We start from the raw sequence: 17,892 nt of genomic DNA on the forward strand, positions 1-17,892 counted from the left end.
ATGAACCGCGAGACAGCTCTCGAACGCCTGCGCGCCACCGCCGAGGCCGGCCGGCCCATCATCGGAGCGGGCGCCGGCACCGGCCTGTCGGCCAAGGCCGCCGAGGCCGGCGGCGTCGACCTCTTGATCATCTACAACTCGGGCCGCTACCGCATGGCCGGCCGAGGGTCGCTCGCCGGGTTGCTTCCGTACGGCGACGCCAACGCGATCGTCGTCGACATGGCCAGGGAAGTCCTCCCGGTCGTGCGCGACACCCCCGTGCTGGCCGGGGTCTGCGGCACGGACCCCTTCCGCCTCATGGGCCCCTTCCTCGACCAGCTCAAGGCGATGGGCTTCGCCGGCGTGCAGAACTTCCCCACCGTGGGCCTGTACGACGGCAAGTTCCGGCAGAACCTCGAGGAGACCGGGATGGGCTACCGGCTCGAGGTGGACATGATCAGGGAAGCGCGCCGGCGTGACCTGCTCACCGCCCCCTACGTCTTCGACGCCGACCAGGCCGCGGCGATGGCCGAGGCCGGAGCCGACGTCCTCGTGCCCCACGTCGGATTGACGACGAGCGGCAGCATCGGCGCGGAAACCGCCCTCACCCTCGAAGAGGCGGCCGCCGCGGTGCAGGAGATGCGCGATGCCGCCGTCGCGGTGAACCCCGACGTCATCGTGCTCTGCCACGGCGGTCCCATCGCCGAACCGGAGGACGCCCAGTTCGTCCTCGATCACACGAACGGGATCGCGGGTTTCTTCGGGGCGTCGTCGATGGAACGCCTCCCCACGGAGAAGGCCATCGCCGCCCAGGCGACCCATTTCAAGCGCCTCCGGCTCGGCTGACCGTCCGTCCCGTTCGCCTTCACCGGGATCCTTCACAAGGTGCGGGTCACGTCGCAGTAGACGGAAGGAGACGCCCGGATGGGCGCGCGAGAGCGCAACAAACGCGAGACGCATGCGCGGATCCTGCAGGCCGCCAAGGTCCTGTACGCCGAACGCGGTGTCACCGGCACCACGGCCGATGATCTCGCGGAAGCCGCCGGCGTCTCCCGGGCGACCTTCTTCAACTACTTCCGTTCCAAGGACGAGGTGCTGACCGCGTTGTAGGCGGACCAGATGGCCAACCTGACGGCGCTCATCGACCAGCAGCTCGCCCTTCCGCTCTCTACCCGGGACCGAATCCGCAAGGTGTTCGAGGACGTCATACGTTCCACCGAACGCCATCCCGGATACCTCAAGGTCGTGACGGCCGAACTGGAGACGGTCCTCGCCCGGCCCGAGGTGAGCGCGCCGCGGAGCGCGCTGTCCCACGCGCAACTGCGGAGGCTCGTCGAAGCCGGGATCGGCCAGGGCGACGTGCGGACCGATCACGAGTCGGGAGTGTCGCCCGTGCGCGCCGCCACCCGGTAGCGGTTGCGGTAGGAGCGGTGGCACAGGTATGAACCGCCGCGGAGCACGTGGGCGTCGCCCGTCGGCGGACCCTGCGGATCGATCCGGGTCCGCGCCTACTCCGTGACATGCCGGCCGATGCTCCACCGGTCCGCGCACCATCCGCTTCACGAGATCGCTCCTGAGGACGGGCGTGGGCGGTGTGGACGCGGCCCTGTCGCCCGCCTGCCCTCTCTCGGAGAGCGGCAGCTGGTCATGCAGGTCCTTCCCGTGTCGGCTGATCCGGCGGTGTCCCACTCAACCCCACGCCCGCCAAGGCGGCGGCGGGCCTCCCCGTGACCGGGACCGCACCCCGGCGTCGTCACAGCGGCAGGCAGCCTGTTCCCGGTGAGCGGGACTGGTCACTTTTGGTGTGCCGCGTCACACCACTATTTCGGCCCAACGCACGGCGGAACGGAAGACGCATGGGAAGTCTGGACGGAAAAGTCGCGATTGTTACGGGAGCGGGTCAGGGCGTCGGCCAGGGCATCGCGCTCGCCCTCGCCTCGGAAGGCGCGTCCGTGGCGGTGCTCGGCCGCACGCCGGCGAAGCTGGAGGCGACCTGCGAGCTGATCCGCGAGCGCGGCGCGCGGGCTGAGCCGTTCGTGTGCGACGTGAGCGACACCGACGCCATCCCCTCGGTCGTCGAGGAGGTGGCCGAGCGGCTGGGCGGCATCGACATCCTCGTCAACAACGCCTACTCCGGCGCGTACGGCCCGCTGCTGTCGCTGAGCGACGCGGACTTCCAGAAGGGCTTCCGCAGCGGCCCGTTCGCCGCGTTCGCGTTCATGAAGGCCTGCCATCCCCACATGAAGGCGCGCGGCGGCGGCAGCATCGTCAACCTCGTCACCTCGGCCATGGTCCGCTGGGACCCCACCACCTACGGCGCGTACGCCGCGGCGAAGCAGGCGCTGCGCTCGCTGACGCGTACGGCGGCCACCGAGTGGGGACCGGACGGAATCCGCGCCAACTGCATCGCCCCGCACGCCCTGTCCCCGGGGCTGAAGCGGTGGACGGAGGCCTTCCCCGAGGAGGCGGAGGCGTTCCGCCGGACCATCCCCCTCGGCTACATCGGCGACTGCGAGCAGGACATTGGCCGCGCCGTGGTCGCGCTCGTGGGCCCGGACCTGCGCTACCTGACCGGCGCGACCGTGCCCCTCGACGGCGGCCAGGCCTTCTTCGGCTGAGCCTCCGCACCCCCCGCACCACCTGCCGCCGTTTGGCGGTCAGTGAGAGGAGAACCACCGGATGAACGGCAAGGCGATCGGCCGCGTGGCGGCCGGTGCCCTGGCCCTCGCGATGCTGGCGGGCTGCGCCGGCGAGCGCGGCGGCTCGGCGGCGGTCCCGGCGAGCGGCGGCGACGCGCAACCGTCCGTCGCCGCGGGCGGTCAGGGTCAGGAGATGTTCGGCACCCTGCCGTCGCCCTGTGGGAAGGGCGACGCCAAGGGCGTCACCGACCAGGGCGTCACCGACACCTCGATCGCGATCGGTTTCGGCGACGACCGCGGTTTCCCCAAGGCCCCCGGCCTGTCCAAGGAGATGGGCGACGCGGTCAGCACCATGATCAAGTGGTGTAACGCACAGGGCGGCATCAACGGCCGGCAGATCGTCGGACACCAGTACGACGCCGCGTACATGCAGTCGGTCACCGTCATGCAGAAGGCCTGCAAGCAGGACTTCATGCTGGTCGGCGAGGGCTTCGCGATGGACGACGCGGCCGAGCAGTACCGCGTGGCGTGCAACCTGCCGGTGGTCGCGGGCTACACCGTCGGCCCGAACGCCGCGATGGGCCCGATGAAGTTCGAGCCGGTGCCCTACCCGGTCGACTACTACAACGCCGCCCCGCTGAACCTGGCCGCCAAGACGTTCCCCGAGTTCAAGGACGACGTGGACCTGGTCATGTCCGACTCGCCGGCCGTGATCACGGGCAGCAACAAGATCAAGGCCGCCATGAAGGAGCTCGGCATCTCGCCGAAGGACTGCGGCGTCCAGCTCGCCACCCAGGGCGACCCCAGCTACGTGCCGTTCGCCGAGAAGTTCAAGTCGTGCGGCGTCAAGGCGCTGTGGACGTCCAAGACGCCCGACCCCGCCATGTTCAGCCTGCTCGAGGCGCTCGACCGGGTCGGCGTCAAACCGACCATGGTGTTCGAGGCGACCTGGTACAGCCAGGCCGTCGCCAAGTGGAACACCAACGGCCAGGGCGACACCATCCACGCGGGGCTGATCTTCGAGCCGTTCGAGAACGCCGACAAGGTGCCTGCGGTCAAGGAGTACCTCGACCTGGTCAACGCGGAGGGCGGCAAGACCGCGCTGCTCGGCATGCAGGCGACCTCGGCGTTCCTGCTGTGGGCGACGGCGGCCAAGGACTGCGGCTCCGACCTCACCCGCCAGTGCATGGTGAACACGCTGTCGCAGGTGCACGACTGGACCGGCGGCGGCCTGCACGCCCCGACCGACCCAGGCGCCAACATGCCGTCCGACTGCACGCTGATGGTGAAGCTCACCGGATCGACCTACAAGCAGGTCGCCCCGGCCACCATCGGCGAGTTCGACTGCGACAAGGGCAACGTGCTCAAGACGGACCCGTCGACGTGGGGCACCAAGCTCAACGAGGACCGGATCGCCACCACCTTCCTCACCCCCAACGTGATCAAGCCGCAGGTCTAAGGTCGTGCCCCGTGATCTTTCTCGCCTACTGCGGTCGGCCAGATGGCGCCTCGCTGCGTTCTCGTCGTCGCCCATAGCTCCGCTATGGGCTCCTCCTCCGCCTTGCGATGCATCCATCTGGCCGATCCTCGCTACGGCGAAAGATCACGGGGCACTCCCTGATCCCGCGGCGGGCCGGTCCGGTGCGAGTCCGGGCCGGTCCGCCGCCGCCATCGGTGTCCAGAGCAAGGGCAACGCATGACCACGTTCCTGACCTTCACGATCCTCGGGCTCGTCCTGGGGGCCGTCTACGCCGTCGCCGCCTCCGGGCTGGTCCTCACCTACAACACCTCGGGCATCTTCAACTTCGCGCACGGCGCGCAGGCGATGCTCGGCACCTTCCTCTACTGGCAGCTCACCTCCGCCTGGGGCTTGCCCGTGTGGCTGTCCCTGATCGTGGTGCTGGGCGTCGTGGGGCCCGCCATGGGCGCCCTCCTCTACCTTCTGATCATGAAAGGCCTGCGGGGCACCGCGGACGTCACCAAGATCGTAGTGACCGTCGCGGTCCTGCTCGGGATGGTCTACCTCTCCCAGTGGATCTGGCACCCCGAAGAGGCCCGGATCGTGGAGATGTTCTTCGGCTCCGGCGCGAAGGTCGAGTTCGCCGGCGTCGTCGTCCGGGTCCACGAGATCCTCTGCCTGGTGGCCGCCGTGGCGATCGCCCTCGGGTTGCGGCTGCTGTTCACCCGCACCCGCGTCGGGGTGGTGATGCGGGGCGCGGTCGACGACCCCGACCTGCTCAGGCTCAACGGCTACGACCCCGACCGGATCGCCATGATCTCCTGGGTGATGGGTTCGACCCTCGCCGTGCTGGCCGGCATCCTCGTCACCCCGATCGGGGGCGGCGCGCTGGAGGCCAACCAGCTCACCCTGCTCGTCATCGACGCGTTCGCCGCCGCGGTCTTCGGCCGGCTGCGCAGCATCCCGCGCACGTTCGCCGGAGCGATGGTGCTCGGCATGGCCGCCACGTACGTCGTGGGGTACCTGCCGACCGACTGGACCTGGGCCGGCAACCTCCGCGTCTCGCTCCCCATGATCATCCTGTTCGTCGTGCTCATCGTGCTGCCGCAGGACCGGCTGCGGGTGGCGGCCGTACGGACCCGGGAGCGCTACCGTGCGCCGACCGTGCGCGCCGCGGCCGGCTGGGGGACCGCGCTGGTGGCGGGCGTCTTCCTGCTAGCGCTGCTCATGGACGAGTCCTCGATCACGACGTTCGCCCTCGGCATGACGTTCGCGATCATCGCGCTGTCGCTCACCGTGCTGACCGGCTACGCCGGGGAGATCAACCTGGCTCCGCTCTCGTTCGGCGCGGTCGCCACGATCATAGCCTTCCATTTCGGCGTGACCGGGAGCGGCCTGGCCGCCCGCCTGACGCTGTGGGGGATCCTGCTCGCCGTGCTCGTCGCCGCCGTGGTCGGCGGCCTGGTCGCGCTGCCCGCGCTGCGGCTGCGCGGCCTCTATCTGGCGCTCGCCACCATGGCCTTCGGCGTGTTCCTGTCGAACATGGTGCTGCGCGACACCACCCGGCACACGCTCTTCGGCGTCGATTTCTCGATCTTCCCGGACGGCACGCTGGTCGTGCCGCCGCTCCGGGTCGGCCCGCTCGACCTGCGCGATCCCCGCACGTTCCTGCTCACCGCGACCGCGCTGTTCGCGCTGATCGCGGTGGGCCTGGCGGCGCTGCGCAACAGCGGGTACGGCAGGCGCCTGGCGGCGATGAAGGACAGCCCGGCGGCGGCCGCGATGCTCGGCCAGAACCTGGTGAAGCTGAAATCCAGCGTGTTCATGCTGTCGGCGGCGATCGCCGGCCTGGGCGGGGTGCTGATGGCGAGCGCGGCCGGCTCGGTGTCGGGCGACAGCTTCACCATCATGGGCAGCCTCGCGCTGGTGATGCTCACCGTCGTCGGCGGCATCGGCTACCTCAGCGGGGCGCTGTTCGGTGGCCTGATGTCCGGCATCGGCTTCACCATCATGGTCGGCACGTTCAACGACCTCGCCCTGGCCCACCCCTCGATGGGGTCGCTCTACTCGTCCATCGGCCAGATCCTGGTCGTCGCGACCGCCCTGGTCGGCATGGGGGTCGGCAAGAACCCCAGCGGCACCGTCCACGACATCGTCGAGGGCTACCGGGCGCTGCGGAACGCCCGGCCCGTGCTGATCGGCGGCGCCGCCGTCGAGGCCGTGCTGTACGTCCTGGCGCTGACCGGCGTCATCGGCAACTGGTGGTTCGCCATCCTGACCGCGTGCGTGGTCATGGGCCTGCCGGTGATCGGTAGAAGGCTCACCTCCCCGGCCGCGCGGGCGACCCCGCTGGAGCTGGCCGGCGTGGACGAGCCGTACACCGACGAGCTGCGCGAGCGGCTCGACCGCGAGCTGGGACTTCCCGTCCGGGAGCGTACGGCGCGGAAGGAGGCGAGCGTCCATGCCGCTGCTTGAGACAAGGAACATCAGCGTACGGTTCGGTGGCAACACCGCGGTCGACGACGTGAGCATCGGCGTCGAGGCCGGCCGGATCACCGGCCTGATCGGCCCGAACGGCGCCGGCAAGACCACGCTGTTCAACACGGTCACCGGGCTGCAGCGGCCGGCCGCCGGGCAGGTGCTGCTCGACGGCGCCGACATCACCCGCCTCGCCCCGGCCGGGCGGGCCCGCCTGGGCCTGGCCCGCACGTTCCAGCGGCTGGAGCTGTTCCTGTCGCTGTCGGTGCGCGACAACGTGAGGGTCGCAGGGGACATCCTGCGGGCCACCGGACGCAGGGTGGACGTGGAGAAGGAGACCGACCGTGTCCTGGAGCGCACCGGCCTGGCCGACATCGCCCACCTCGAGGTCTCCGCGATCCCGACCGGCCGCGCCAGGGTCGTGGAGGTCGCGCGGGCGCTGATGACCGCCCCGCGCGTGCTCCTGCTGGACGAGCCCGCCTCGGGCCAGACCGAGGCGGAGACCGAGGCGTTCGCCGGGCTGCTGACCGGCCTCGCCTCCGAGGGGCTGGCGGTCTGCCTGGTCGAGCACGATCTGCCGCTGGTCATGCGGCTGTGCGCGGCGATCCACGTGCTCGACTACGGCAGGGTCATCGCCTCCGGCGCACCGAAGGAGATCCGGGAGTCGCCCGAGGTGGTCGCGGCCTACATCGGCACCGAAGAAGCCGGCACCGAAGCAGCCGGCCCCGAAGAAGTAGGCACGGGGGAGGTCATCGGATGAACGAGCAGGCGCCGCTGCTGGAACTGGCGGGCGTCCGCGCGGCGTACGGGCCGATCCAGGTGCTGCACGGGGTGGACCTGAAGGTCCACGCTGGCTCGGTGGTCGCCCTGCTCGGCCCGAACGGCGGCGGCAAGTCCACCATGATGAAGGTCTGCGCCGGGCTGCTGCCTGTCACGGGAGGAGAGCTGCGGCTGGCCGGGCGGCGGGTCAACGGCATCACCGCCCAGGACGCCGCGCGGCTCGGGGTCTGCTCAATCCCCGAGGGCAGGGGCGTGTTCCCCAACCTGACCGTGCGGGAGAACCTGTGGGCGGCAACCGGCACCGGGGCGCGCCTGGCGGACCTGGAGGAGGCCGCCTACGGCCGCTTCCCGATCCTCGGCGAGCGCCGCCACCAGCTCGCGGGCTCGCTGTCGGGCGGCCAGCAGCAGATGCTCGCGCTGTCGCGCGCGCTCGGCACCGCCCCGGCGATCCTGCTGCTCGACGAGCTGTCCATGGGACTCGCCCCGATGATCGTCACCCAGATGTACGACACCGTGGCGCAGCTCGTGGCGGAGGGACTGTCGGTGCTGGTGGCCGAGCAGTTCGCCCGCGTCGTGCTGCCCATCGCCGACACCGCGGCCCTGATGCTGCACGGGCGCGTCGTCGCGGTCGGCCGGCCGGACGAGATCGAGGACCAACTGTCGAGCAGCTACCTAGGAGGCTGACGGATGCTGACCGAGGAACGACGTGAGCGGTTCACGTCGGACGTGGCGCGGATGAAGCTGAAGACCGACGGGTCCAGGCACGACGGCAAGGTGCGGATCCTTGGCGCGCTGCTGATGGTGGCCGGCGTCGTGGGCGGGCTCGTCGCGTACAACAACTCGCTCACCCAGGACGACCTGAGGGACATCGGCTCCTTCCAGATCCTCGCGATGGCGTGCGCCGCGGTGACCGTGCTCGGCGCCGCGCTGTACCTCGCCGCCGCGGTGGCGGGCGTGCTGCGGCTGTGGCTGCTGCGCCAGCTCCTGGAGAGCGAGGCGCAGGCGGACCGGATCGCCGCCGTCCTGGAGGGCCGAGGGGCCTGACGGCCGGATTTCTCCCGGTCAGCGGGATTCGCCGGATCGCCGGCGGGTCCCGCTGACTAACGTCTGGACCGCTTGAAGACCGGAGTGGAGGATCTCTCTTGACACAGACATCGCCCCCGTCCGAGGAGGCCGCGCAGAACGCTCCGGACGTGCTCGCCCCGGCGAGGCTCGGGCCCGTGACCCTGCGCAACCGCGTCATCAAGGCGGCCACCTACGAGGGGCTGAGCCGCAAGAGCCTGGTCACCGACGAGCTGATCGAGTTCCACGTACGGCACGCCCAGGGCGGCGTCGGCATGACCACCGTGGCCTACTGCGCGGTCGCCCCTGAGGGGCGCACGGACGCGCGCCAGATCCAGTGGACCCCCGAGGCGCTGCCGGGCCTGCGCAGGCTCACCGAGGCCGTGCACGCCGAGGGCGCCGCCGTCGCCGCGCAGATCGGCCACGCCGGGCCGGTCGCCAACCCCAAGTCGAACAAGCTGCCCTCGCTCGGCCCCACCCGGCACTTCCACGCCACCACGACGAGCTTCACCAAGGCCGCGACCCAGGACGACCTGCGGCGGATCGTCGCCGCCCACGCCCACGCGGGGAAGATGGCGATCGAGGCGGGCTTCGACGCCGTCGAGATCCACCTCGGGCACAACTACCTGGCCAGCTCGTTCCTCAGCCCGCGGGTCAACCACCGCAAGGACGAGTACGGCGGCAGCCTGGAGAACCGCGCCCGCCTGTCCAGGGACATCGCCCGCGCGGTGCGCGACGCCGTCGGCGACCGGATCGCGATCACCGCCAAGCTCAACATGGACGACGGCGTGCCAGGCGGCTTCTGGCTGGACGAGTCCATCCAGGTCGCCCGGTGGCTGGAGGAGGACGGCTCGCTCGACGCGCTGGAGCTCACCGCCGGCAGCTCGCTGCTCAACCCCATGTACCTGTTCAAGGGCGACGCCCCGCTGCGCGAGTTCGCCGCGGTCATGAAGCAGCCGGTGAAGCTGGGCGTCCAGCTCGTCGGCAAGCACTTCCTGCGCGCCTACCCCTACAAGGACGCCTACCTGCTCGACGACGCCCGGCAGTTCCGCGCCGCGCTGAAGATGCCGCTCATCCTGCTCGGCGGGATCACCAGCAAGCAGGTCATGGACCAGGCGATGGCCGAGGGCTTCCAGTTCGTCGCGATGGCCAGGGCGCTGCTGCGCGAGCCCGACCTCATCAACCGCATCCAGGCCGACAACAGCGTCAGGTCGCTGTGCATCCACTGCAACAAGTGCATGACCGCGATCTACGGCGGCACCCACTGCGTGCTGACCGGCCCGATCGCCGTACGGCAGAAGGGGTAGCGGTGCGCCGGGAGACCATCGCCGACCTGCTGCTCGACCGCCTGGGCGACGACCACCCCGGCCTGCGGACCCGCGAGCGCACCTGGACCTGGGACGAGGTGGTGCGGGAGAGCGCCGCCCGGGCGGCGCTGGCCCGGGCGCTCCGCGCGTCCGATTCTTACCCCGACGGGCCCTTCCACATCGGGGTGCTGCTCGACAACACCCCCGAGTACATCTTCTGGCTCGGCGCCGCCGCGCTGAGCGGCGCGACGATCGTCGGGATCAACAGCACCCGGCGGGGCGCCTACCTGGAGCAGGAGGTCAGGCACACCGACCTGCAGCTCGTCGTCACCGACGAGGCGGGCCTGAAGCTGCTGGACGGCCTCGACATCGGCGTGCCGCGCGACCGCTTCCTGCTCGTGGACGGCGACGACTACGCGGACACGGTCGCCGCGCACGCCGGCGAGCCGGTACGCGATCCGGAGATCACGCCGAAGACGCGGATGCTGTTGCTGTTCACCTCGGGCACCACCGGCGCGTCCAAGGCCGCCGTCTGCTCCCAGGGCCGGCTGACCGGGCTGGGCTACGCCAACTGCGAGAAGTACGACGTGCGGCGGCACGACGTCAGCTATTGCTGCATGCCGCTCTTCCACGGCAACGCGCTGATGGCGCTGTGGGCGCCGTCGCTGACCGCCGGGGCGACGGTCGTCCTCGTGCCGAAGTTCTCCGCCTCCGGGTTCCTGCCCGACGTCCGCTTCTACGGCGTCACGTTCTTCACCTACGTCGGCAAGGCCATCGCGTACGTCCTGGCTCAGCCCGAGCGGCCCGACGACGCCGACAACACGCTCGACCACGCCTTCGGCACCGAGGCCTCGCCGGAGGACCAGGCGGAGTTCCTGCGCAGGTTCGGCTGCCGGCTCGTCGAGAGCTACGGGTCGAGCGAGGGCGCCGGCATGATCAAGCTCGCGCCCGAGGGCCCGGCGTCCGCGCTCGGCCGCCCGGCCCGCCCCGGCGTACGGGTGGTCAACCCCGAGACCCGGCAGACCTGCCCGCGCGCCGTGCTCGACGCGCACGGCCGGGTGACCAACGCCGAGGAGGCCATCGGCGAGATCGTGGACGTCGAGGGCGCGGCCAGGTTCGAGGGCTACTACAAGAACGAGGCGGCCAACGCCGAGCGGGTCAGGCACGGCTGGTACTGGACCGGCGACCTCGGCTACATCGACGAGGAGGGCTACATCTACTTCGCGGGCCGGTCGGGCGACTGGATCCGGGTGGACGGCGAGAACATCTCCGCGCTGCTCACCGAGCGCGTGCTGCGCCGGCACCCGCTGATCGTCGCGGCGGCCGTGTTCGGCGTGCCCGACCCACGCTCCGGCGACCAGGTCATGGCCGCGCTCGAGATCCCCGAGGGCACGTCGTTCGAGGACCTCGGCCTGCCGGAGTTCCTGGCCGCGCAGGAGGACCTCGGCACCAAGGGGGCGCCGCGCTACGTGCGGGTCTCCCACGCGCTGCCGGCCACCGGGTCGAACAAGCTGCGCAAGAAGGAGATGCAGATGGAGGGCTGGCGGACCGGCGATTCCGTCCACCGATGGACCGGCCGGGGCGCGCCGGACTACGCCCTCATGACCGGACAGGACAAGGCCGCGCTGCGCGAGGAGTTCGCCGCCAACGGGCGCCTGCGCTTCCTCGGCCAGGCGTGAAGGAGAGCGGACATGGATCTGCGTGAAAGCCCGGAGCAGCGGCGGCTTCGCCGGGAGCTGAGGGAGTACTTCGCGGGCCTGCTGCCCGAGGACGAGCGGCGCCGCGTCGGCGAGGAGGGCGTCGGCGGCCCCCGGTTCCGCGAGGTCGTGCGGCGCCTCGGCGCGGATGGCTGGCTCGGCATCGGCTGGCCGGTCGAGTACGGCGGGCAGGGCCGGTCGGTCGAGGAGCAGTACGTGTTCTTCGACGAGGTCCAGCGGGCCGGGCTGCCGTTCCCGTTCGTCACCGTCAACACGGTCGGCCCGACGCTGATGAGCCACGGGTCGCCCGAGCAGAAGAAGCGGTTCCTGCCCGGCATCCTGTCCGGCGACGTGGTCTTCGCGATCGGCTACACCGAGCCCGGCGCGGGCACCGACCTCGCCTCCCTCACCACCCGGGCGGTCAGGGACGGCGACGAGTGGGTGATCGACGGCAGCAAGATCTTCACCAGCGGCGCCAACACGGCCGACTACGTGTGGCTGGCCTGCCGTACGGACCCCGACGCGCCCAAGCACAAGGGCATCTCGATCCTCATCGTGCCGACGGACGCGCCCGGCTTCTCCTGGAGCCCCATCCAGGCCGTGGGCGGGATGGTCGTGACGGCCACGTACTACAGCGGCGTACGGGTGCCGGCCGACGCGGTCGTCGGCGAGGTGGACGGCGGCTGGCGGCTCATCACCCACCAGCTCAACCACGAGCGGATCGGCCTGGCCGCGCTCGGCGGCCGGATGATCCAGCTCTGGGAGCAGGTCGCCGCCTGGGCGCGGGACAACGGCGCGATGGAGCTGCCGTGGGTGCGGCGGGACCTCGCCCGCGCGTACGCCCGGCTGGAGGCGATGCGGCTGATGAACTGGAAGATGACCGACGCGGTCGCGCGTGACGCGCTGTCGGGCGCCGACGCCGGGGCGGCCAAGGTGTACGGCACCGAGACCCACATCGACGTGCAGCGCACGCTGTCGGGGATCATCGGCGCGGGCGGGCGCGTCCGCCCCGAGTCGCCGGGCGCCGTGCTCGCCGGGCAGATCGAGCAGCTGTCGCGGCAGGGCATCGTCAACACCTTCGGCGGCGGCGTGAACGAGGTCCTGCGGGACATGGTCGCCACCCAGGGCCTCGGCCTGCCCAGGGCTGGTCGCTGATGACCACCTACGAGGACTTCGCCGGACGGGAGATCGTCCCGCCGCGGGAGGGGCCCGACCCGGTGAACGTGCCCATGATCCGGCACTGGGCCGAGGCGATGGGCGACCGCAACCCCGTGTACCTGGACGACGACGCCGCCCGCGCGACCGGCCGTGCCGGGATCGTCGCGCCCGCGTCGATGACGCAGGCGTGGACGATGCGCGGGTACGCCGCCACCGTCGCGGGCACAGGGGCCGGCTCGGGTGCAGGGCCGGGGGCCGAGGAGCTGAACGCGCTGCTCGAGAAGGACGGCTACACCTCGGTGGTGGCGACCGACTCGGAGTTCGAGTTCCACCGGGAGCTGGCGGTCGGCGACCGCGTGAGCGTCCGGGAGGTCGTGGAGTCGATCTCCCCGGAGAAGAGCACCGCGCTGGGCGTGGGACGGTTCGTCACCACGGTCCGCACCTACACCGACAAGGACGGCGAGGTCGTCGCCGTGCAGCGCTGGCGCCTGCTGCGCTTCAGGCCGAAGGACCAGGCGACCGAGAAGCGGGAGCCGAAGCCGCTGCGGCCCAGGCCCGCGGTCAACCGGGACAACGCGTTCTGGTTCGAGGCGGCGCGTGAGCACCGGCTGGTGATCCAGCGCTGCGCCGGGTGCGCGACGCTGCGCCACCCGCCCGGCCCGTGCTGCCCGCACTGCGGCTCGTTCGAGTGGGACGCCGCCGAGGCGTCGGGCCGCGGGCAGGTCTACAGCTTCGTGGTCGCCCACCACCCCCGCCACCCGGCGTTCGAGTACCCGCTGATCGTCGCGGTCGTGGAGCTCGACGAGGGCACGCGGCTCATCACCAACCTGGTCGGCGTCGCACCGGAGGAGGTCGAGATCGACATGCCGGTGGTTCTGGAGTGGCTGGACGCGGACCCCGATCTGTCGCTCCCCGTGTTCCGGCCGGTCGCGCAGGAGGACCGAGACTGATGGACTTCACGCTGGACGAAGAGCTCGAAGCGGTCCGCGCGCTGGCCGACGAGATATTCGCCGACCGCGCCACGACCGAGCGCGTACGCGAGGTGGAGGGCTCGCCGAGCCGCCTGGACGAGGAGCTGTGGGCGGAGCTGGGCAAGGCCGGCCTGCTCGGCATCGCGCTGCCGGAGGAGGCTGGCGGCGCCGGGCTCGGCCTGGGCGCACTATGCGTGCTGCTGGAGGAGCAGGGCCGCCACGTCGCCCCGGTGCCGTTGTGGCCGGCGGCCGTCGGCGCGCTCGCGGTCGCCGCGCACGGCACCCGCGAGCAGCGCGAGAGCCTGCTCCCCGGAGCGGCGGACGGCTCGTCCCGGCTCACCGTGGCGCTGGAGGAGTTCGGCCCGGCCGACCCGGCCGAGCCACGCTGCGCGGCCCACGGTGACTCCGGCACGGACGGGTGGCGGCTGACCGGCGTCAAGGCGGTGGTCCCCTCGCCGTTCGGCGCGGCCCACGTGCTGGTCTCGGCAACCGCCGGACAGGGGCCAGGACTGTTCCTGGTCGCCCGCGACGCCGAGGGCGTGGCCTGGGAAACCGCGGAGACCACGACGCACGACCTCGCCGGCACGCTCACCCTGGACGGCGCCCCGGCGCAGCCGGTCGGCACGCCGGGGGACGGCGCGGTCGCGTGGACGATCGAGCGCGCGGCGGTCGCGCTGGCGGCCGTGCAACTCGGCGTCGCCCAGGGCGCGATCCGGCACGCCGTGACCTACCTCTCCGAGCGCAAGCAGTTCGGCCGTCCGCTCGGCACCTTCCAGGCCGTGCAGCACCAGCTCGCCGACTGCTACATCGACGTCGACGCGATGCGCGTGTGCCTGTGGCAGGCGGTCACCTCGCTGCAGGAAGGCGAGGACGCCGCGGCGGCCGTGCTCGTCGCCAAATGGTGGGCCGGGGACGCCGGGCTGACCGTGGCGCACCGGGCGCAGCACGTCCACGGCGGCATCGGGGTCGACGTCGACTACCCGGTCCACCGGCACTTTCTGTGGGCCAGGCAGATCTCCGGCACGCTCGGCGGGCCGAGCGCCGACCTCGCCCGGCTCGGCGCGGTCATCGCGGCGGGGAGGATTCCCGGATGAACGGGCGTACCTACGAGGAGGTGGCGGTGGGGGAGGAGCTGCCCGCGCTGCCGATCCCGCTGACCCGCACGCTCATCGTGGCGACGGCGCTCGCCAGCCGCGACTACCAGGACGTCCACCACGACCCCGGCCTCGCGGTCGAGCGCGGGTCGAAGGACATCTTCATGAACATCCTCACCACCAACGGCCTGGTCGACCGGTACGTCACCGAATGGGCGGGCCCGGCCGCCGTCGTCAAGGCGATCAAGATCAGGCTCGGCGTGCCCAACTACCCCGGCGACACGATGACGCTGACCGGCACGGTCACCGCCAAGCACGACGAGGACCACCGGGTCGAGATCGCCGTACGCGGCGAGAACGGCCTGGGCGCCCACGTCACCGGCACCGTCGCCGTCCGGCTTCCCGCGAAGGAGGCGAGATGAGCGGCCTTTCCGGCTCTCTTTCGGGCTCTCTTTCGGGCGCCGCCGCCATCGCCGGCATCGGCGCCACCGAGTTCTCCAAGAACTCCGGCCGCAGCGAGCTTCAGCTCGCCTGCGAGGCCGTGCTCGCGGCCGTCGCCGACGCCGGTCTGAAGCCGTCCGACGTGGACGGGATGGTGACGTTCACCGCCGACACCAACGCCGAGATCCACGTCGCGCGCAACACGGGCATGGGCGAGCTCACCTTCTTCTCCCGCATCCCGCACGGCGGCGGCGCGGCCTGCGGCACCGTCCAGCAGGCGGCGCTGGCCGTCGCGACCGGCGTGGCCGACGTGGTGGTCTGCTACCGGGCGTTCAACGAGCGGTCCGGTGTGCGCTACGGCCTCGGCCAGGCGGACCGGCCGGTCGAGACGGGAGCCGACAGCGCGGCGTACGCGTGGCTGAACCCGTTCGGCCTGTCGACGCCCGCCCAGTGGGTGGCCATGTTCGCCAGACGCTACATGCACGAGTACGGCGCGACCAGCGAGGACTTCGGCCGCGTGGCCGTGGTGGACCGCAGGCACGCCGCGAACAACCCGGCCGCCTGGTTCTACCAGCGGCCCATCACCCTGGAAGACCACCAGGCGTCGCGGTGGATCGCCGAGCCGCTGCACCTGCTGGACTGTTGCCAGGAGACCGACGGCGGCCAGGCGCTGGTCGTGGTCTCGGCCGAGCGGGCGCGCGACCTGCCGCACCCGCCCGCGGTCATCCTGGGCGCGGCCCAGGGCTCGGGCGACGACCAGCACATGATGACGAGCTACTACCGCCCCCGCATCAGCGGCATCCCCGAGATGGGGCTGGTCGGGCGGCAGCTGTACGCGCAGAGCGGCCTCGGCCCCGCAGATGTGGACGCGGCGATCCTGTACGACCACTTCACGCCGCTGGTGCTGCCGCAACTGGAGGAGCTGGGCTTCTGCGCCCCCGGAGAGGCCAAGGACTTCGTCGCCGAGGGCAACCTGGAGCTCGGCGGGCGGCTGCCGTTCAACACCCACGGCGGCCAGCTCGGCGAGGCGTACCTGCACGGCATGAACGGCATCGCCGAGGGCGTCCGCCTGGTGCGGGGCACCAGCGTCAACCAGCCGGAAGGAGTGCGCAACGTGATCGTGACGGCGGGCACCGGGGTGCCCACCAGCGGCCTGATGCTCGGAGCGGACCGGTGAACGCCAGCGAGATGAACACTGCCGAGTGGGCCGGCCGCGACCTCGGCGAGCGCACGGTCGCCTACGACGAGCGGGAGGCGATCCTCTACGCGCTCGCCGTCGGCGCCCCGGCCACCGACCTCGACCTCGTCTTCGAGGAGCGGCTGCGGGTGCTGCCGACGTTCGCGCTGACCAAGGCCCAGTGGGCGCCGGACGCGCTCGGTTCGCTGGGCGCGTTCGACATCCGGACGGCCGTCCACGGCTCCCAGCGGCTGGTGGTCCGCAAGCCGCTGCCGCCCGCGGGTGAGCTGACCATGAAGGCCCGCGTCGCCCGGGTCTGGGACAAGGGCGGCGCCGCGGTCTTCGAGGTCGAGGTGGACAGCGCGTTCTTCCTCGCCACCTGGTCGCTGTTCGCGCCGGGCCGCGGCGGGTTCGGCGGCGAGCGCGGGCCGTCGGCGCCGAAGCGGCCCGAGACGCCGCCCGCGCGTCAGCTGCGGCTGGACACCTCGCCCAACCAGGCCGCGCTCTACCGCCTGCTCGGCGACCGGCACCACATGCACATCGACCCGGAGGCGGCGAAGGCCGCCGGCATGCCGAGGCCGTTCATGCACGGCCTGGGCACGCTGGCGGCGGTGACGCTGCCGGTGGCCGATGCCGTGGGCGCGCACCCGGCCGATCTGGCCGAGCTGGCGGGCAGGTTCGCCGCCCCGGTCTTCCCCGGCGACCGCCTCGACCTGCGTACGTGGGAGACGGACGACGCGGTCGTGTTCGAAGCCGCGGTGAACGGCACGCCCGTGCTCACGGGCGGGCGTGCCGTCTTCCGGGGCTGTCAGTCCCCGGTCACCAGGTAGCGCGCCGGGACCTCGCCTCCGCCGTGCACCGGGACGTCCGCCCCGGTGAGGTAGGAGGCGAGGTCGCTCGCCAGGAAGAGACAGGCGTTCGCCACGTCCTGCGGCACCGCCATCCTGCGCATCGGGATGATCTCCGACAGCGCCGCGCCGCCGTCCTCGCCGTACAGGGAGGCGGCGGCCTCGGTCCTGATGAGGCCGGTGGTGATGTGGTTGACCCGCACCTTCGGCGACCATTCCAGCGCCAGCGCCTTGGTGAGCATGAGCAGCCCGGCCTTGGCAGCGGAGTACGCCGCGGTGCCCGGCTGCGGGTCCACGCCGGAGACGCTGCCGATGTTGACGATCGACCCGCCGCCGTCCTGCTCGCGCATGACGAGGTTGGCCGGCTGGGCCACGTAGAACGGCGCGAGCAGGTTGAGGTCCACGATCCGCTCGACGAACCGCGGGGAGACCGTCGCCGCGTCGGCGTTCGGCGATCCTCCGGCATTGTTGACCAGTACGTCCAGCCGGCCCAGGTGATCCACGGTCTGCTCCACCAACCGGGCCGCCTCAGCGGGGTCGCGGATGTCGGCGGCCACGAACCGTGCGGTCCGGCCGTCCGCCGAGGGCAGCTTGTCCGGCTCGTTCCGCCCGCACACCACCACGTCGGCGCCCGCGGCGAGGAACGTCTCGGCGATCACGAAGCCGATGCCCTTGGTCCCCCCGGTGACCAGCACCGCCCGGCCGCCGAAATCCATCGTCACGTTCACCGTGTCCTCCGCGTCTCACAATGACCCAGTTTCCATATGACGCAGGGGAGGGTACGGCCGGTCGCCCGCCGGTG

Annotated in this window: 18 protein-coding genes; 17 read left to right on the plus strand and 1 reads right to left on the minus strand. The window is 71.7% G+C overall.

Annotation, left to right across the window (positions count from 1 at the left end; genetic code table 11):
• From ACQEVJ_RS20655 to ACQEVJ_RS20735, 17 genes are all read left to right on the plus strand, one after another.
• Complete coding sequence (locus ACQEVJ_RS20655; protein WP_433103363.1) at positions 1-825, plus strand: phosphoenolpyruvate hydrolase family protein; 825 nt, start codon at positions 1-3, stop codon at positions 823-825.
• Between the two features lie 78 nt (positions 826-903).
• Entirely contained in the window at positions 904-1,089 is a 186-nt protein-coding gene (locus ACQEVJ_RS20660; RefSeq protein WP_433103365.1) for a helix-turn-helix domain-containing protein, read from the plus strand.
• Between the two features lie 9 nt (positions 1,090-1,098).
• Positions 1,099-1,392, plus strand: coding sequence for a hypothetical protein (locus ACQEVJ_RS20665; RefSeq protein WP_433103367.1), 294 nt, complete (start codon positions 1,099-1,101; stop codon positions 1,390-1,392).
• Positions 1,393-1,835: 443 nt separating this feature from the next.
• Complete coding sequence (locus ACQEVJ_RS20670; RefSeq protein WP_433103369.1) at positions 1,836-2,597, plus strand: SDR family NAD(P)-dependent oxidoreductase; 762 nt, start codon at positions 1,836-1,838, stop codon at positions 2,595-2,597.
• 61 nt (positions 2,598-2,658) lie between these two features.
• A complete protein-coding gene (locus ACQEVJ_RS20675; protein ID WP_433103371.1) occupies positions 2,659-4,077 on the plus strand; it encodes an ABC transporter substrate-binding protein in 1,419 nt (472 codons plus the stop codon).
• Positions 4,078-4,314: 237 nt separating this feature from the next.
• Entirely contained in the window at positions 4,315-6,552 is a 2,238-nt protein-coding gene (locus tag ACQEVJ_RS20680; RefSeq protein WP_433103373.1) for an ABC transporter permease subunit, read from the plus strand.
• Positions 6,539-7,315 (plus strand): ABC transporter ATP-binding protein, encoded by a 777-nt coding sequence (locus tag ACQEVJ_RS20685; protein WP_433103375.1) that lies wholly within the window; start codon positions 6,539-6,541, stop codon positions 7,313-7,315. Before ACQEVJ_RS20680 ends, ACQEVJ_RS20685 begins: the two co-directional genes overlap by 14 nt.
• The gene (locus ACQEVJ_RS20690; RefSeq protein WP_433103377.1) at positions 7,312-8,019 is read left to right on the plus strand and encodes an ABC transporter ATP-binding protein; all 708 of its coding nucleotides are present in this window, start codon (positions 7,312-7,314) and stop codon (positions 8,017-8,019) included. Before ACQEVJ_RS20685 ends, ACQEVJ_RS20690 begins: the two co-directional genes overlap by 4 nt.
• A gap of 3 nt (positions 8,020-8,022) precedes the next feature.
• Positions 8,023-8,379, plus strand: a complete 357-nt coding sequence (locus ACQEVJ_RS20695) for a hypothetical protein (RefSeq protein WP_433103379.1) — start codon at positions 8,023-8,025, stop codon at positions 8,377-8,379.
• A 98-nt stretch (positions 8,380-8,477) separates the two neighbouring features.
• Positions 8,478-9,704, plus strand: a complete 1,227-nt coding sequence (locus ACQEVJ_RS20700) for an NADH:flavin oxidoreductase (RefSeq protein ID WP_433103381.1) — start codon at positions 8,478-8,480, stop codon at positions 9,702-9,704.
• Positions 9,705-9,706: 2 nt separating this feature from the next.
• Positions 9,707-11,383 (plus strand): AMP-binding protein, encoded by a 1,677-nt coding sequence (locus ACQEVJ_RS20705; RefSeq protein ID WP_433103383.1) that lies wholly within the window; start codon positions 9,707-9,709, stop codon positions 11,381-11,383.
• Between the two features lie 12 nt (positions 11,384-11,395).
• Complete coding sequence (locus tag ACQEVJ_RS20710) at positions 11,396-12,556, plus strand: acyl-CoA dehydrogenase family protein (protein ID WP_433103385.1); 1,161 nt, start codon at positions 11,396-11,398, stop codon at positions 12,554-12,556.
• Positions 12,556-13,509 carry an FAS1-like dehydratase domain-containing protein gene (locus ACQEVJ_RS20715; protein ID WP_433103387.1) on the plus strand — a complete coding sequence of 318 codons (954 nt, stop codon included), beginning with the start codon at positions 12,556-12,558 and terminating at the stop codon, positions 13,507-13,509. Before ACQEVJ_RS20710 ends, ACQEVJ_RS20715 begins: the two co-directional genes overlap by 1 nt.
• Positions 13,509-14,624 carry an acyl-CoA dehydrogenase family protein gene (locus ACQEVJ_RS20720; protein ID WP_433103389.1) on the plus strand — a complete coding sequence of 372 codons (1,116 nt, stop codon included), beginning with the start codon at positions 13,509-13,511 and terminating at the stop codon, positions 14,622-14,624. The genes ACQEVJ_RS20715 and ACQEVJ_RS20720 overlap by 1 nt, the downstream gene beginning before the upstream one ends.
• Positions 14,621-15,046, plus strand: a complete 426-nt coding sequence (locus ACQEVJ_RS20725) for a MaoC family dehydratase (RefSeq protein ID WP_433103391.1) — start codon at positions 14,621-14,623, stop codon at positions 15,044-15,046. The genes ACQEVJ_RS20720 and ACQEVJ_RS20725 overlap by 4 nt, the downstream gene beginning before the upstream one ends.
• Positions 15,043-16,242, plus strand: a complete 1,200-nt coding sequence (locus ACQEVJ_RS20730) for a lipid-transfer protein (RefSeq protein ID WP_433103393.1) — start codon at positions 15,043-15,045, stop codon at positions 16,240-16,242. Before ACQEVJ_RS20725 ends, ACQEVJ_RS20730 begins: the two co-directional genes overlap by 4 nt.
• Entirely contained in the window at positions 16,239-17,072 is an 834-nt protein-coding gene (locus tag ACQEVJ_RS20735) for a MaoC/PaaZ C-terminal domain-containing protein (protein WP_433103395.1), read from the plus strand. The genes ACQEVJ_RS20730 and ACQEVJ_RS20735 overlap by 4 nt, the downstream gene beginning before the upstream one ends.
• Here ACQEVJ_RS20735 and ACQEVJ_RS20740 read toward each other — a convergent pair.
• On the minus strand, positions 17,051-17,818 hold the full coding sequence (locus tag ACQEVJ_RS20740; protein WP_433103397.1) for an SDR family oxidoreductase: 768 nt from the start codon (positions 17,816-17,818) through the stop codon (positions 17,051-17,053). The two genes, ACQEVJ_RS20735 and ACQEVJ_RS20740, sit on opposite strands and share 22 nt — an antisense overlap.
• Positions 17,819-17,892 lie beyond the last annotated feature (74 nt).

Origin of the sequence: Microbispora sp. CA-102843, assembly GCF_050936215.1 — a bacterium.
Lineage (GTDB): Bacteria > Actinomycetota > Actinomycetes > Streptosporangiales > Streptosporangiaceae > Microbispora.